The organism is Acinetobacter sp. 797_lipA (assembly GCF_058243025.1).
Map to the genome: position 1 here is coordinate 1,898,690 of NZ_JBZAYQ010000001.1, position 14,361 is coordinate 1,913,050.

Below are 14,361 nucleotides of genomic sequence, written 5' to 3' on the forward strand. Positions count from 1 at the left end.
AATATTACGCCTCAATTGCTGTATAAAATGAAATCCAATCTAAAGTAAATTCAGATAGGTTTAATGCTGTTGTTATATCGACTTCTTCACCTGAATCATGATTACCTTCATTTCGTCGTTCACAAATTTCGATGAGTTTTGTTAAATCAGTTTGATAAAGATCACGACGTATTAAAGGATGTTGCTGATGCTCTGATACACATAATAGATTTGAAAAAATAAGTGGTTTTAGAGACACTCTCACTTCTTGATACTTACCTGCTGAATATCCATTCGCACTATATACTTGTGCAGAATTCACTTTTTTCAGCTTGTCCAAAGTATCTTCGGGAAAAAAATTTCCTACTTGTAATATAGGACTTACGCATTGACGGATTCAAAAAAGTATTAAAATACTTTATAAAGTATCTGTGATCAGACGAATTAAACATGCTTCTACAGCAACTTGTACATTACCCATTTATATGGGCTTTCTCATGACAGAACCGAACTCTATTAGCTGCACACAACTTGCCGAGACTTATAACATCTCGCATGATAGTGTAAATCGCTTTCTAGAACGTGAAGACTACACACCTCACGACCTATATCAAGAAGCAATTCAACATATTGATAATAATAAACTTATAGTCAGTATTGATGATACTGTTTTAGATAAACCCTATAGTCAACATATGGACTTGGTTAGCTATTTTTGGTCAGGCAAACACCACCGATCCGTCAAGGGTATTAATCTCATTACCTTGTATGCGACAGATCAGAATGGTCAAAATATTCCAATTAATTTCCGAATTTATGACAAATCTGAAAGTAAAACCAAGAATGATTACTTTATGGATATGTTAAGTGAAGTACTCAGTTGGGGTGCAAAGATTCAATTTATTACAGGTGATAGTTGGTATTCATCGACTGGAAATCTAAAAACCATAAGAAAATATGGTATTCGATTTATGTTTGGTATCGACTGTAACCGTAAGGTTTCCCCAGAAAAAGGACAATGGTTTCAACTGCGTTTATTGCCAAATTTCCATCAGGGTCAAGTGGTCTGGCTCAAAGATTTTGGCTTTGTACAATTATTTAAGACTCAGTTAAAAGAACAGCAGAGGTTTTATATTGTGCATCAAGATGAAGATGATTTATTGTCCTTTGAGGGTTTTCATGAATTACATTCAAGTCATTGGAAAATAGAGCAATATCACCGGGTGATTAAACAGGTTTGTCATATTGAAAAGTTTCAAGTAAGACGATCTAAACTGATTTTGAATCATATTTTTTCAGCCTTGATGGCCTACGTCGAGATACAAAAGAACCAGTTTGAGCGGATCTTTGAAAATGTATATCGTTGGCAGAAGAAATTATTTAGACCAGTTATCAAAAACTTCATTGATGACTTTATTCTCGATAAAAATCATCTGCTACCACAGAGAATCTATAAATAATAGTGCGTAAGTCCTATAATATTAAAATGGTTTTCAACTGATCATAATTTAACTTTAGAGGTGTTGTATTTGCGTGTTTATGCTTCCGTACACAGAGCATATGTTTAAAACATGCCTCTAATGCTTTTTGGCACTGACTTAACAAATCATCAATATCATAATAGTGCCCCGTCTCTTCCAATTTTTTCTTTCGTGTTAAAAGTCTTTGTAAATGTTGTGTAAGATTTTCAATACGTTCTGAAAATGGAAAATCTACAGAAAGCTCAAAAGAAATTTCTTCCAACAAGCGAGTTTCAAACTCATCTATCGTTTCTTCACTATGGATATCTTGTTTTAAATATCTTTTAACCTTTTTCGAGAAGCCCTGATGTTTCGTTGCAAGTTCAAAATGCAAATTTTGTATCCATTCATCATATGGTGATACATGACATGGGTCTTGTAACTGACAAACATGCGATGAATCTAAACTTTCCTCTAAATGCGATAAAATAAAGAACGCTTCTGGTTTTTGAGAATAAAACTCATAGTTTTTTAAATTTTGTCCATCTAAATATTTTCCCCTATGCTCATGATCACGCACTAAAGTTCCACGCATTGCCATATTATGATTTTTGATGGTTTGCGTAATTTTATAGGGTGTAGGTGCTAGAGGTTCTTTATGTTCTCTTGGCTCCGCTAAAAAAACACTGATCGATTTGCCTGAATCTCGACTTCCTTGGATGTAAATATTTGAGTCGATCTCTTGTACATCTAACAATGCAAGCTCATTGGGAATTAAGCGATGCCACAATTCCCCCGTAATTGCATCCTGTACTAAATAGTAGGCTTGTAAATCTTCAGTACGCTCAATTTCATCATCTAATGTCTGCACTCCCTTAGGAGTCAGCGTAATTTTTTGATCTTTTACGTCAAGCTGAATCAAGCCACCAGTTTCTAATTCTGTATCTATAATAAGATTAACAAGCTCTACATCTACACCAATCCAATGTGCTAGCTCTTGACGATCCTGCCGACCAATATGCAAAAATTCTAAAAGGGTCTTTTGAAAGACATTAATATCAGTTGTTTTTCCAGCAACAGGTGCCCAAATTCGCCAAATCCAGATTGGCAAAAAAACCATATTTTTTTCGGCATTACCTTTTGGAAAAGCATCATAATAAGATAGAAATTGGTTAGAAAACTTTGCCATGTTGACCTCCACATAGTTTTAAAAATGCAGGTAATGCAGGCACTGCTTCCTGAGTTGCTGGATGTACAACTAATTCGTGATCCCCTGTAACAATCAACAAAGAGCGTTGACGGCTGAGCGCAACGTTTAATCGGTTGTCTACCCGCAAAAATCCATATGCTCGCGTCAATGCTTCATCCTTATTAATGTCGTCTAATTCCTCGACACTGAAGTCTTTCGGCAAAGTACGCACCAAAGAAACAAATACCACATCAAACTCTTTACCTTGGAAGGCATCAACCGTTCCTATACGTAAACGTTCATCTCCGATATTCTTACCGCTTGAAATTATTCGATAGTTTTCAGCAATTTTATTTCCAACCGTTAATCCGACTTGAAGATCTTCCATTGCTTTAAAAATAGATTGAATTTGCCCACTATAAAAACTAATTACACCGACACTTAATTCAGGTTTTTCATCCAAAATTCTTTTTGCTTCTTGAGCGATCCATTCTGCTTCACTTGAACGATGCCAACTGGTGCCTAGGCGTTGTTGTTTCTGATCCTGAATGCACTTAAAACCACAAACTGAATCTTCATAGCCACTAATTGCATGAATGAAATCCGTTTCTGGTCGGCCTGACTTAATCGCTGGTAATTTATGATTTTCGTAAAAATTTTGACTAATAAAATCACCTAAAATAGGATGCATACGGAATTGGGTGTCTAGCATAATCACCCGCTGAGGCTGTTGTTTTTCCTCTTCCAAACGTTGCATATTTTCAACTAAGCGTTGAAACAAGCTCTGCTCTAGCATTTCACTCTGTACTGTTTTCCAATCTTCTTTCTGTGTCAGTACTTTTTCGATTTTGTCATCTAACATGTGTGGCAATTGACGATGATCACCTACCAATATTAAACGACGTTTAGCCATTGCCATTGGAATCATAAGATCTAGAGGAGTCGCTCTTGCCGCCTCATCGACAATCACATTTTCAAAAACAATGTTCTTATCAATAGCTTTTAAATCTTGCATTGCATTACCAGCTGCTTGCTGACAAGTTGCTGCAAGTACAGCCGTATAGTGAGCAATAGTTTCTTTAATATCACCTGTAGAAGTCATTAAGCGATAACGATATTTATCCAAAATCATCAAATGTGCCAATGTTTTTAATTTTTTGGCCTTATCATTGATGTCTTTGAGTATGTGATCTAGTTTTAGACAGTTGCTCTCATCTAATAAACGCTGCAAATGTGTTGGTCTAAAATCAGGTAAATATCGGTCAATGAGTTTATTTTTTAATTCTATTAATGGGCTAAAATCAATTTCCTCATCCATATTTAAATGTATAAATTGTTCTAAAACCTTTTGTTCTTCAGCTAACAAAATCGTTTGTGTCGCATCTTGCTGTTGTAATAGCTGTAGTGATGCCAGTACTAAACGACAGCGTTGAACACCATCATCTACAAAACTAGCGTTTTTTGTACGCAATGAATAAATGAGCGGATAAAGCTCCATCATTTTTGTTGCAATAGACAATGATTGTTTTGGTTGTTTAAACTTTTCCCACCATTGCTTTAAATCATGGGATAGATAAATTTTATATTTATCAGTAAGTTGATCTAGAATATTTTGTATTTCAAAGATACTTTTTTGTTTTTGCTCTATAGAACCAAAACGCAATTTAAGTAAATGCTCTTCTAAATTACGGTATAAACTTATAAAGTCATTGTTCTGAATTAACTGATTAAGCTCTTTCTGAATTGGTGTAGCCCATTTTTCAATTGTATTAACACCAGTAGGCTCATCATCATCATTTCTGATTTTCCCACCCACTCGTAAACCTGCAATCCCCATCACATTACTACGGTCTACTACATTATCAACGGCATCATGCTGATAACTTGTGAGTAAAATACTACGTTGAATCGATTCATGAGATAACTCACTAATACGTTGCTGTAATGCAGTGATGACTTGGGTTTTACCAGTACCAGGTGGACCAATGATAATTGTCAAGTCGGAGCTATTTAACCCCTGCTCTATGGCTTCTTGTTGTTTAATCGTCGGACGTCCACCTTTGAAAAGTGCTTTGGTTTTAGAGCTTTTCCATTTCTCTTTTCGTAATGATCTAGTAGGCGCTTCAACTTCTATGCCTTGTAAGAGAGCGTGTAAGCTAGGCATAGGATTACGACGACTGATAATTAAATTCAGCGCTTCTTGCTGTCGCTTACGTTGAATATTTACCGCAAATATAGATAAGCATAAAAAGCCTTGCTTGGTATCCTGATCTAACGGTGGGCGTCGATCTCTTTTTTCTGCAAATTTTAATAAAATGCGTTTGTTTTGTGGTTCAATCTGAATGATTTCTGCGCGCCAAGATTTTTTTTCAATGTTTAAGCCTGTCTCTTTGACATCCAATTGATTATCTAACCAATCAGCAATATTCAAACTTAATTGTACTTGCTCATCTTTTTTTCGATCTAAACTATCCCATTTTTTTTCAAAATCTAATAATTTTTCTCTATCTTCAACATAAATATACCAATAACCCGTTTTATGGGCTGATTCATAAGCACAATATTTCAAGTAATTAATTCGATTTGCACGATGTACAGCATCTTCCCATTGTGCATTACTATATTGCTTCCATACTTCAATATAGTCACCATGTTGAGCTGTATGTTCTTTTAATGCAATTTCATGGGCAAAATTGTCCATTTTTTTTGCAATTGAACGATCTTTGAATCGTAATTTACCTTGTAATAAAACTAAACGGTAATTGCCTCTAGGTCGTTTTTTACTAATTTTATCTACTTGCCAGTAACCCTTGATTTCATTAATTTCTAATTGATGATTCTGGCCAATCAATAGAATTTGACGTTCACTCTGATTGCTATAAAAAACCGAGAATGCCATAAATTTGGAATCATCAAGACCAACCAAAAACTCTTCTGTTAACCAATCTATTGCAAGTGGAATATCAGTCTGAGCAATTTTTCCATCATCTGCTAGTACATGTGTAATCGCTTCATCAACGGCAATATCTAGATCCAAAAAAGTATCTGCATCTGGTATGAAACCTGATAAAAATAGCGTTGTATTTTGTTTCTGGGTCAAAAACCACAAACCATTTTGTTTAATTAATTCTTTTGCTGATGAGGCTGTAATAGAATTGGTTGAGATCAATTCTATAGGGTAGATATTGTTTTCAAACTCTAAATAGCATTGTTCATCTTCTAAAAATAAGTAAATTTGATGATTTTCAGAAATGTCTATTTTTTCCAGACACTCAGCTTGAATCACTTGTAGCTGAGCAAGTTTAAACTCATGTAATTTCATAGCACTACCAAGTAAAACGCCAAAAGAAAGAATGCATTTTTTCACTATTCATCTGCAAAGAAGCATGTGTAATCAAAAGGTCCTTATCACCTTTTTGGTGGTTTTTTAAAATCTGAGGTTTATGTAAAGTATATGATTTTGAACCATCTACATTTTGGAGGATGGCATGCTCACCTTCTTCAGGTGTAATCTTTAATCCATCATCAGTTAAGGCAATCCTAAACCAAGGCTGACTCTGTTCATTATGAAAAGAACTATGCGATGCATGATAAATAGCTTTCTCTTGCCCTAAACTTAAAAATACTTGCTCAGAACTTACAAACCAAGGCTGTTCAGCCATCAATGGATCTTGGTCATAGCCCCAATATCTTAAGCGTAGATATTCGGTTTTATCTTGGACAGTATTACAAAATGGGCAATTTAATCGCTGATTGACAATAAAACTACTTCGACAGCCTTTTTCTTGACAAAGCAAAACCAAGGACAGTGTTCTGTTTAACTCATAATGCCATTCTGCCATGGTCGGACGGTCATATATGTTTTCTATTAAACGGCTCGATCCAAAACAACGTTGAAATAGATTAAATAAGCGTTTATTTAACATTTCAAAAACAGGAAAGCCTTTCACCGCAATTTCATTTGAGTCATCTTCAACATCAAATACCCAAGGGAACTCTCCTTGAGCGGCTTTTTCTTCGGCAATATCAGGATCTTCATCCTCAACAGCAATTCCATGATTGAACGGGTGCGTATGTGTTAATAATTGAAGTGCAATGACTGCAAAAGACCAGGCATCTGTTTGTATATTGGTGCCTGTTTCATTGCGAATCAGCTCAGGAGCAGCATAACCTTTGGTATAGAAATGATGTTGATTAGATTGTTCAGCATAATGAATATTATCGGCATCGATTAACCAAACTTGATGATGTTCAATTGATGTAGATACAAAAATATTATGTGGAGATAAATCACCAAATGCCAAACCTTTGCCATGCAACCTAGCTAAGGTTTCAGCAAGTTCTTTTAAAATCAGTAACCGGCGTGCGAAACTACCTGTATCTCTATACTTAATAAGATCAAGCTGCCCTTCTAAGGTGTACATGCGTTCTATTTGTGCGGAAAGTGGTTCTAAGCCATCCATAAGCTCCATCACGTAACCAGCACGATTCTTTAACGTTAATAAACTTAATGGCAAAGCAATTTTTAAATCTCGAAGTGGTAAACGCATAACATTTTGAAATTGCTTACGTACTTCTTTTAATTGAACTTCTGGCAGTACATTTGTAATTTTTACAACTAAGTTAACTTGGTCTGTTTTTAAAACTGTACCTTGGCCACCTTCTCCAATCTTTCCTAGAAGTTCATAAGTACCTCCGTGGAGGTCTTTTACGATTCTTTTTTGCTTTTCATTCGTCATCTTTATTTTTTCCAAAAAACTATGCCAATACTTTTATCATCACTGTGTTGGGGGGTAGGCCAATGGTGCAACTCGTGTTGTATATACTTTTTTATTCGCCTTACACTTTGCAATGTAGCTTTTTGAATCAACGTCGATGTAAATAGCTGTTCATTAAATAGATCATCACTTATCCCATCTGTAAGTAACACGATGCCGTGGTTTTGATGTGTTAAATTAATTTCTTTATAAGCCCAATCATCCCATTTTTTGGAATACCCCAAGGCATTGGTCTGATTACTAAATAAATCATCGGACTTCACACCTACATGACCAAAATTGTCTGATTGATAATAAATAGCACCATCTCCCAATTGAAACAGTCGCACTTTTCCCTGACGATTTCCCCACGCGAATAAACAAGTTGTCGCAGCATCAGTCGGTAAAATATTTTTTTCTTTAAGCAGCTTTAGCCAGTACATGTAGATTTTCTTCGCCACTTCTTTCTCAGCTAAAGAAAAATCACAATACTTCAAAACTTCATATACCGACTGACAGGCTAAGGATGAACCAATATGAGATAAAGGCTTAGATCCCATACCATCGCACACTGCAATGCACCAGTTATTCTTCCAAAACCGGTGCATGACAGCATCTTGATTCAATTTTTTTTCACGCAGATTGCGTGGACCAATCATTGAAACGGAACATAGTGATAAATACACAATTAAAAATCACTCAGATCCAATTCATCATCTGGTAATTTCGAAAAATCAACTGTAGGAAGTTGATTAGGCGTGTTACTCTGAGAGCGGCTACTAACACTCATACTGACAACTCTAAAGAAACGGTGTATCTCTTTTGCATTATGTGCTTCAAATACTTCAGTCGCTTCTAAATCATTCATAAATGCCTTTAACATGTTTTTATCAGCACCTGCGCCTATGGCCATTGCCATACGCGATGCCTTTTGTGCTCTGTCAGAATTTTTCAACTTATTAAAAGAAGATTCCCAATTGTCTGTTGGAATACCATCAGAAATCAGAACAATCGTTGGCTTATAAGCACGACTAGGAATAATTTCTTTATTTTCAATCATCTCTAAGGCCAACTCAAAGGCACCACCCATTGGTGTTCCACCTGAAGCAACCAAATCATCTGTTTGATTAATTTGCCATGCAGGCGTTAAAGGCACATGCACCTCAGCTTTTGAACCTCCAAAAGTAATGATAGAAACCTGAATTTCAGCATTTAAACGACTTTCTTGAGATAACGTACTGAGGAAATCTTTTAAGGCAGCATTGAGTGCGCCAATATTATTATCCTGTGTCATGCTTCCACTTACATCAGCCAAAATAATGACTGGTAAAGGTCGTGCTGTTGCTACAGCAAATTGTTGCATTACCATTTTAATTTCCCCCTCTCAATTATTTAAAATTAGCTTCACACAAAGCTATTTATTGTTTAATATTATGATATTTATCACAAAAAAACATATATTTACATATATTTTTTAGTCTAATCTAGATATAAAACAGATTTTGAACTTAAAAATTTAATTTATTAATCACAGATCAGCCTAAAAGTAAGATTAAACCTAGAACTCAACACTTTTTTCCGTTTGGGTACAGCATGTTCCCAAAAATGTTGCATTTCACCAGACATAATCAACAAGCTACCGTGTTGCAATGGCACTGTAAATTTCAGGTGATGATTATCTTTATGGCGAATCTGAAAATCACGGGTTGCTCCAAAATTCACAGATGCAATTGTCGGATTTTTACCAAGCTCTGGCTCATCATCTGTATGCCAATTTAAATAGTCTTCACCAGTTCTATACCAATTCATTAACACACTATTGAATTGTGTACCTGCGACCTTTTCAATTTGCTCTTTTATATACAGTAAACCTTTATTCCATGGATTCGGCTGTGACAGAATACCTGAATATTTATAAGCCTTACCGTCATCACCATACCAACTGGTTAATCTAGGTAATGGAATTTTTTTCCCATATAAATGAATATAATCCTGTTTCCACAAAATATGTTTGAATTGGATTTTTTTAAAATTTTCAGTTTGGATTGCACTCCAATCTACTTGCTTCAGATCATAAGTGTCATTTTCCAAAAAATACTCTACTGAACGATCACTAATTTTTTGAGGGAAAAACTGAGGTGCGTAGAATAACGCACCATTCGGGATCTGAATAATAAATCCTTGACGTGACTCATCCCATTGACTTGAACACCCATCAACTTCAGGTAACGCAAATGAAAGCGTCTTTATCTGGTTTCCAATTACTGTATCAAATAAATCATTCATTTTAGTGAATCTCAATTTTCAAACAAAAGTAAACGTGATTCATATTTTTCTCATCACTAAAACGTTCAAATTGTGCATGAGTGACATTGAATATTTCATTTTCTTCAGGTTCTAATCCCATTAAAGCATCAAAGATGCTCTCTAATCGAGAAGTTCCACCATAGCAATTACGATCATTACTTACTGCAATAAAATAATGTGTCCCACCCTTAGCTAAAATTTTATTGAATAACTCAAATTGATCAAAACCTTCAATATCCAAAATATTTGAGAAAATATGAATATTCATTTTATCGGTATTAATGCTTAAATGATTTTCCTCAATATCATCTAATTCTTTTGTAAAGGTTTGGATATTTAGATGAGGTAGCTTACATTCAATTATGCTCTTTGCACGTGTTAATGCAATTTCCGAGGGTTCAATCAGTGTGATTTGAGAGATATCTTCCTGTAAACCTGATGTATTTTCAATCAAAAGTAAAGTCGCTAATCCCTGCCCACAGCCATAGTCATATAAGTGCATATCTTGACCATTATTATCACTTAACATTTCAACAATATTTGGTACGACATGACTCCATTGGCGCTGAACCATCAAACCATACGAATACAGATATTGATTTAGTAATGTTGGACAATCAATAATTGCACGACCACGATTTAGGCTTGCTTGAGCATTCATATCTCGACCAGCAATCTGACGTAGTGATGTGAAAGTAAGGCTTTCTGTTGTCATAATCTTTTGTTGTATAGCATTAATAACTACATCATTCATCTTAGTACCCTTTTAAATATCTAATTTATGGGCACATGTTAAATAAATTGATTCGTTAACTTTAAATTTTGGAAGCTTATGTCAGGAACACACAATTCAAATATGTAAATAGAATAAAGTAATGCATATTTAGACCTTAAGAGCTTATCGACAAACGTAAGCTTACGGTATGCCCTTCCAATGCATATTAAATCACTCTATCTTTAAAATTATTAACTACAACAATTTGGTCTTTATCTATCGGTAAAGAGAAAGGTGTACTTCTCCCATTCTGCTTTGGCATAAGACGAGCTGCCAATTCATTACCTAGCTGTTTTTCTAAATGTTTTTTAAGTTTTGACTTGGTACTATCAAAAAAATCCTTGGTTATTTCAATATTCGTATCACTTTCCTTCAACTCATCATAATGAATTAAATATTCTTCAGTAAGTTCACGAATATACTCTTGTTCAGCAAAGCTCATTTCTCCTTTATGAGACCCAGTAGGAGCTTTTAAACCTGCTTTACCTTGAATTTTATAATCAGCAAACCACATTAGAAGTGCCATTTCACGTGGTGGTAAATCTGCTTTGATAGAATTGTTGACCTGAATATATCGTTGAGTAACATTAATTTCTAAAGATAGTGACTGATTCACCTGGTTTAGTTGCTCTATCACATCAGAAAATTGATAATTATTCATTCTTAATGGGTGAGTAGTTGGCAAAGTATTTCTTAAGCGCACGAAAGGAATATTTGCTAAAAAGACTTTCGCATGTTGTGCATTCAAGTGTTCTTGGGAATTATATTTGCCAACAAAATGTTCATAAGGCGTTGGATAATAAAAATTTGTTGCAAACTCAAAATCTTCTGAAACTAGAATATGGGACATACTATCTTGTGCACGACCATATAGAGATAAGGCATATCCCGCATAAAACCCCATGGTTTTACGCCCACCTGCAATAGAAACATGTACTGTAGAACTCTCATCATCTGTGAACAACTTAATTAGTCGACAAGTTTCATTTGCTGCAAGTTCATTATCATCTAGAGATTTGAGATCTTCTAGCTCTTCACCATTACAAGTGATGACATGGACAGTGGAATCATCGAATTTGATATTGGATAAATAAAAATCTTTCAAAAATTGTTCAAAAACACCATCATTAAAGAGTCGTGATCGAATCTGTATTTTTCCTTTAGAAGTAGTCAAGACATGTATTTCATTGGGCACCCACTTATCAGAGCTTTCAGGATCGACAGCCAAGGCATATAAGGTTTCCGTTATGATCTGAGGAGTCATTCCTGTCACTAAAAATAATATATTTTTTTGCATCCAATTTTACCTATATGCTAGGGTCTGTTGAGAATTACCGAGAGTTAATTAAACTCGCGCACAATTGAATCATGGCTTCAAAACTCGTATCTGTTTTACAACTACGCATCGCTATACGTTTAAATTCTTTTAACTTACAGAAATAGTTTTCAATGAGATGACGCCATTTATACATAATCGTATCAAATGCTCTCATTACTTTTCGATTAGATTTAGGTGGGATCACCACTTTCACTTTACGTTCATTGAGTTCTTGGATGAGCCAATCTGCATCAAATGCTTTATCAGCCAGTAATGCTTGAAAATCAACATCTTCAATTAAAGGTTTGGTTTCTACTAAATCGTGATATTGACCAGGCATTAATCGAAATTTAATAAGGTTGCCTAGACTATCCACTAAGACAAGAATTTTACAGGTCATTCCACCTCGAGATTTACCTATAGACTGTTTGAAAGTCCCCCTTTTGCACCTTGCCCATGTCGATGAACTTTAACAATCGTTCCATCAATCATGGCGTATTCCAAATCAACATCTTCATTTACAGATGCAAAAATAGTTTCAAATACACCAGCTTTCACCCAATCACGGTATCTTTTAAAGACGGTATTCCATTTACCAAAATGAGGAGGTAGATCACGCCATGGACTGCCTGTACGGGCAATCCATAGGACTGCTTCTAAAAATAATCGATTATCTTTTCCACTACGACCTCGATCGGTCACTTTACCTAGGCAAAAAGGTTCCATTTTTGCCCATTGGGCATCAGTAAGTATGTATCTATCCATAGTACTATTATAAATTAATCAGTAGCCTTTGTTAATTCTCAACAAGCCCTAGTGAAGTTAAAGAGATATCTACAAAAGCTGAAGCAGATTTCCGTGTTCACCCCAAACTTAAAGACTTCGTTCCAAGCAAAGATCCAAACCTAGTAGAACTATACAAAAAACTGTTTGTTTAAGTTGATTTCATCTGCTTACCATTTGCTTACTAGAATCTAAAAACAAAAAAACCACTTGCGATTAGTACACGTAAGTGGTTGTTTTATATGGTGGGCCCAGACAGACTTGAACTGTCGACCAACGGATTATGAGTCCGCTGCTCTAACCAACTGAGCTATAGGCCCTAATATACTGAATTTGTTATATATCAACAAGTTCAGGCGAAATGAATACTAGCGAAGATTTTTTCAAAAGACAAGCTTTTTCATACATGGTTGTACACTATCCAAACAATCAGGAAAATTTACATCATCAAACTGACATATCAGGTCTTTCACGATCTTTGAGTTACATACTAAGACTCAAAAGCACTTATAAATACTAGAATAATAAAATTTAATTAAATTGGATAAAAACTAAATACTGGCTTCTTCTTTTTTTCGTGACTCAATGAAAAACTCAACAATTGACCATAAAACAACCAAAGCAAAGAGAATTATTGCACATAAAAAAGTCGAAAGATAAGCCATTTTAACAATCCTGAGCTTTGTTAAACCAAAGTTAAAGTGTGAAAATGCACACTTTAATATTAGACCAAAGTCTAATCTGTCATTTAGATTATGAATAGTGGTATTTTCATTTTCAGCATATTTATTTTCTATTTGATTAGATTTAAAACATCTTAGTGTTCAATTCTTGCCCTCTCCTTGTTCAACTGATGAGGATTCAAGCTCATTCATAAAAGTGGTAAGTGCAATCAAGAAGGACTTGACTCAAACCGTAAACAAGCAGACATTAGCCTCTTTAAAAAACACTTGTATTTTTATGCTCATGTTAAAAAAATTCATTGGTGAGTCTGCGTTTAAACTCGCAGGCTGGAAATATCATGTAGAACCAAACGTTTTGGAAGACAAGCAAGTCATTATTGGATTTGAACATACTTCTATGTTGGATGCTGTCTTGTCACTGGCGATTTTTCAAATCTACGATATGAAAATCCATACCCTGATTAAAAAAGAATTATTCAAAGGGCCAATGAAGCCCATACTCGAAGCCATTGGTGGCATCGCGGTCGATCGTAAGTCAAATAAAGACATTGTGTCTCAAATGGTTGAACACTTTAGCCAAAATGAAAAATTCAATTTAGTCATTGCACCTGAAGCGACACGTGCCAAAACAGGTGAAGTACGCAAACCTATTCGTACTGGGTTTTGGCATATTGCTAAAGCAGCCAATGTGCCTATTGTGCTGATGTACGCGAACTCAAAAACCAAGCAAGGTGGTATTTTTGGAAAAATCTACCCAACAGATCTAGATCATGACTTAGCGCTTATTAAAGCACTTTATAAAGAGCATGTTGGTTTAGATATTGAGATTCCTGAACCTAAGACTGCTGCACAATAAGGTCATTTAATTAACCTAAAAGAATGTGAAGACGCTATTCTTTTAGGTCTCTGCGGGTGTTTCCCAACAGTTAATTTTTAAAGTGAACTTCCTTTACAAGGTAAATTTTAAATAACTGGCTTTATTTCAAACAATTTTAATTCTTTTTTTGTTTGTTCAGGCGATTTTCAGAAAAACACCTACTTTCGCATAAAAAAGTGCTTATGGTAGAATTTGCACAATTTGATAGGCACAAAGCCAATCTACAAGGAGCA

At 35.1% G+C, this 14,361-nt stretch carries 12 protein-coding genes and 1 tRNA gene; 2 read left to right on the forward strand and 11 right to left on the reverse strand.

What is annotated here, in order from left to right; genetic code table 11:
• Positions 1-4 precede the first annotated feature (4 nt).
• On the reverse strand, positions 5-301 hold the full coding sequence (locus AC4CU2_RS09230) for a hypothetical protein (RefSeq protein WP_490768695.1): 297 nt from the start codon (positions 299-301) through the stop codon (positions 5-7).
• Between the two features lie 109 nt (positions 302-410).
• Between AC4CU2_RS09230 and AC4CU2_RS09235 the strand changes: the two genes are divergently transcribed.
• Positions 411-1,439 carry an IS701 family transposase gene (locus AC4CU2_RS09235; RefSeq protein ID WP_007116247.1) on the forward strand — a complete coding sequence of 343 codons (1,029 nt, stop codon included), beginning with the start codon at positions 411-413 and terminating at the stop codon, positions 1,437-1,439.
• 13 nt (positions 1,440-1,452) lie between these two features.
• On the opposite strand, the gene AC4CU2_RS09240 is transcribed toward AC4CU2_RS09235, so the two are convergent.
• From AC4CU2_RS09240 to AC4CU2_RS09285, 10 genes are all read right to left on the reverse strand, one after another.
• Positions 1,453-2,628 carry a hypothetical protein gene (locus AC4CU2_RS09240; RefSeq protein WP_490768696.1) on the reverse strand — a complete coding sequence of 392 codons (1,176 nt, stop codon included), beginning with the start codon at positions 2,626-2,628 and terminating at the stop codon, positions 1,453-1,455.
• The gene (locus AC4CU2_RS09245; RefSeq protein WP_490768697.1) at positions 2,612-5,995 is read right to left on the reverse strand and encodes a DEAD/DEAH box helicase; all 3,384 of its coding nucleotides are present in this window, start codon (positions 5,993-5,995) and stop codon (positions 2,612-2,614) included. Before AC4CU2_RS09245 ends, AC4CU2_RS09240 begins: the two co-directional genes overlap by 17 nt.
• Positions 5,955-7,367 carry a protein kinase domain-containing protein gene (locus AC4CU2_RS09250; RefSeq protein WP_159128010.1) on the reverse strand — a complete coding sequence of 471 codons (1,413 nt, stop codon included), beginning with the start codon at positions 7,365-7,367 and terminating at the stop codon, positions 5,955-5,957. The genes AC4CU2_RS09245 and AC4CU2_RS09250 overlap by 41 nt, the downstream gene beginning before the upstream one ends.
• Positions 7,368-7,369: 2 nt before the next feature.
• Positions 7,370-8,071, reverse strand: a complete 702-nt coding sequence (locus AC4CU2_RS09255; protein ID WP_490768698.1) for a PP2C family serine/threonine-protein phosphatase — start codon at positions 8,069-8,071, stop codon at positions 7,370-7,372.
• Between the two features lie 2 nt (positions 8,072-8,073).
• Positions 8,074-8,754: a vWA domain-containing protein gene (locus AC4CU2_RS09260; RefSeq protein WP_004822999.1), complete on the reverse strand. Its 681-nt coding sequence runs from the start codon at positions 8,752-8,754 to the stop codon at positions 8,074-8,076.
• 155 nt (positions 8,755-8,909) lie between these two features.
• A complete protein-coding gene (locus AC4CU2_RS09265; RefSeq protein WP_161419869.1) occupies positions 8,910-9,671 on the reverse strand; it encodes an alpha-ketoglutarate-dependent dioxygenase AlkB family protein in 762 nt (253 codons plus the stop codon).
• A 1-nt stretch (position 9,672) separates the two neighbouring features.
• Complete coding sequence (locus tag AC4CU2_RS09270; protein ID WP_139421616.1) at positions 9,673-10,446, reverse strand: methyltransferase domain-containing protein; 774 nt, start codon at positions 10,444-10,446, stop codon at positions 9,673-9,675.
• Positions 10,447-10,633: 187 nt separating this feature from the next.
• The gene (gene csm6, locus AC4CU2_RS09275) at positions 10,634-11,764 is read right to left on the reverse strand and encodes a CRISPR-associated ring nuclease Csm6 (RefSeq protein ID WP_159128013.1); all 1,131 of its coding nucleotides are present in this window, start codon (positions 11,762-11,764) and stop codon (positions 10,634-10,636) included.
• Between the two features lie 34 nt (positions 11,765-11,798).
• A protein-coding gene (locus tag AC4CU2_RS09280) for an IS5 family transposase (protein ID WP_490768309.1) occupies positions 11,799-12,550 on the reverse strand; the annotation gives its coding sequence in 2 pieces (ribosomal slippage) (positions 11,799-12,214 and positions 12,214-12,550; 753 coding nt in all).
• Positions 12,551-12,811: 261 nt separating this feature from the next.
• Positions 12,812-12,888: transfer RNA gene (locus tag AC4CU2_RS09285), tRNA-Ile, on the reverse strand.
• Between the two features lie 646 nt (positions 12,889-13,534).
• Here AC4CU2_RS09285 and AC4CU2_RS09290 point away from each other — a divergent pair.
• Entirely contained in the window at positions 13,535-14,107 is a 573-nt protein-coding gene (locus AC4CU2_RS09290; protein WP_026056467.1) for a 1-acyl-sn-glycerol-3-phosphate acyltransferase, read from the forward strand.
• Positions 14,108-14,361 lie beyond the last annotated feature (254 nt).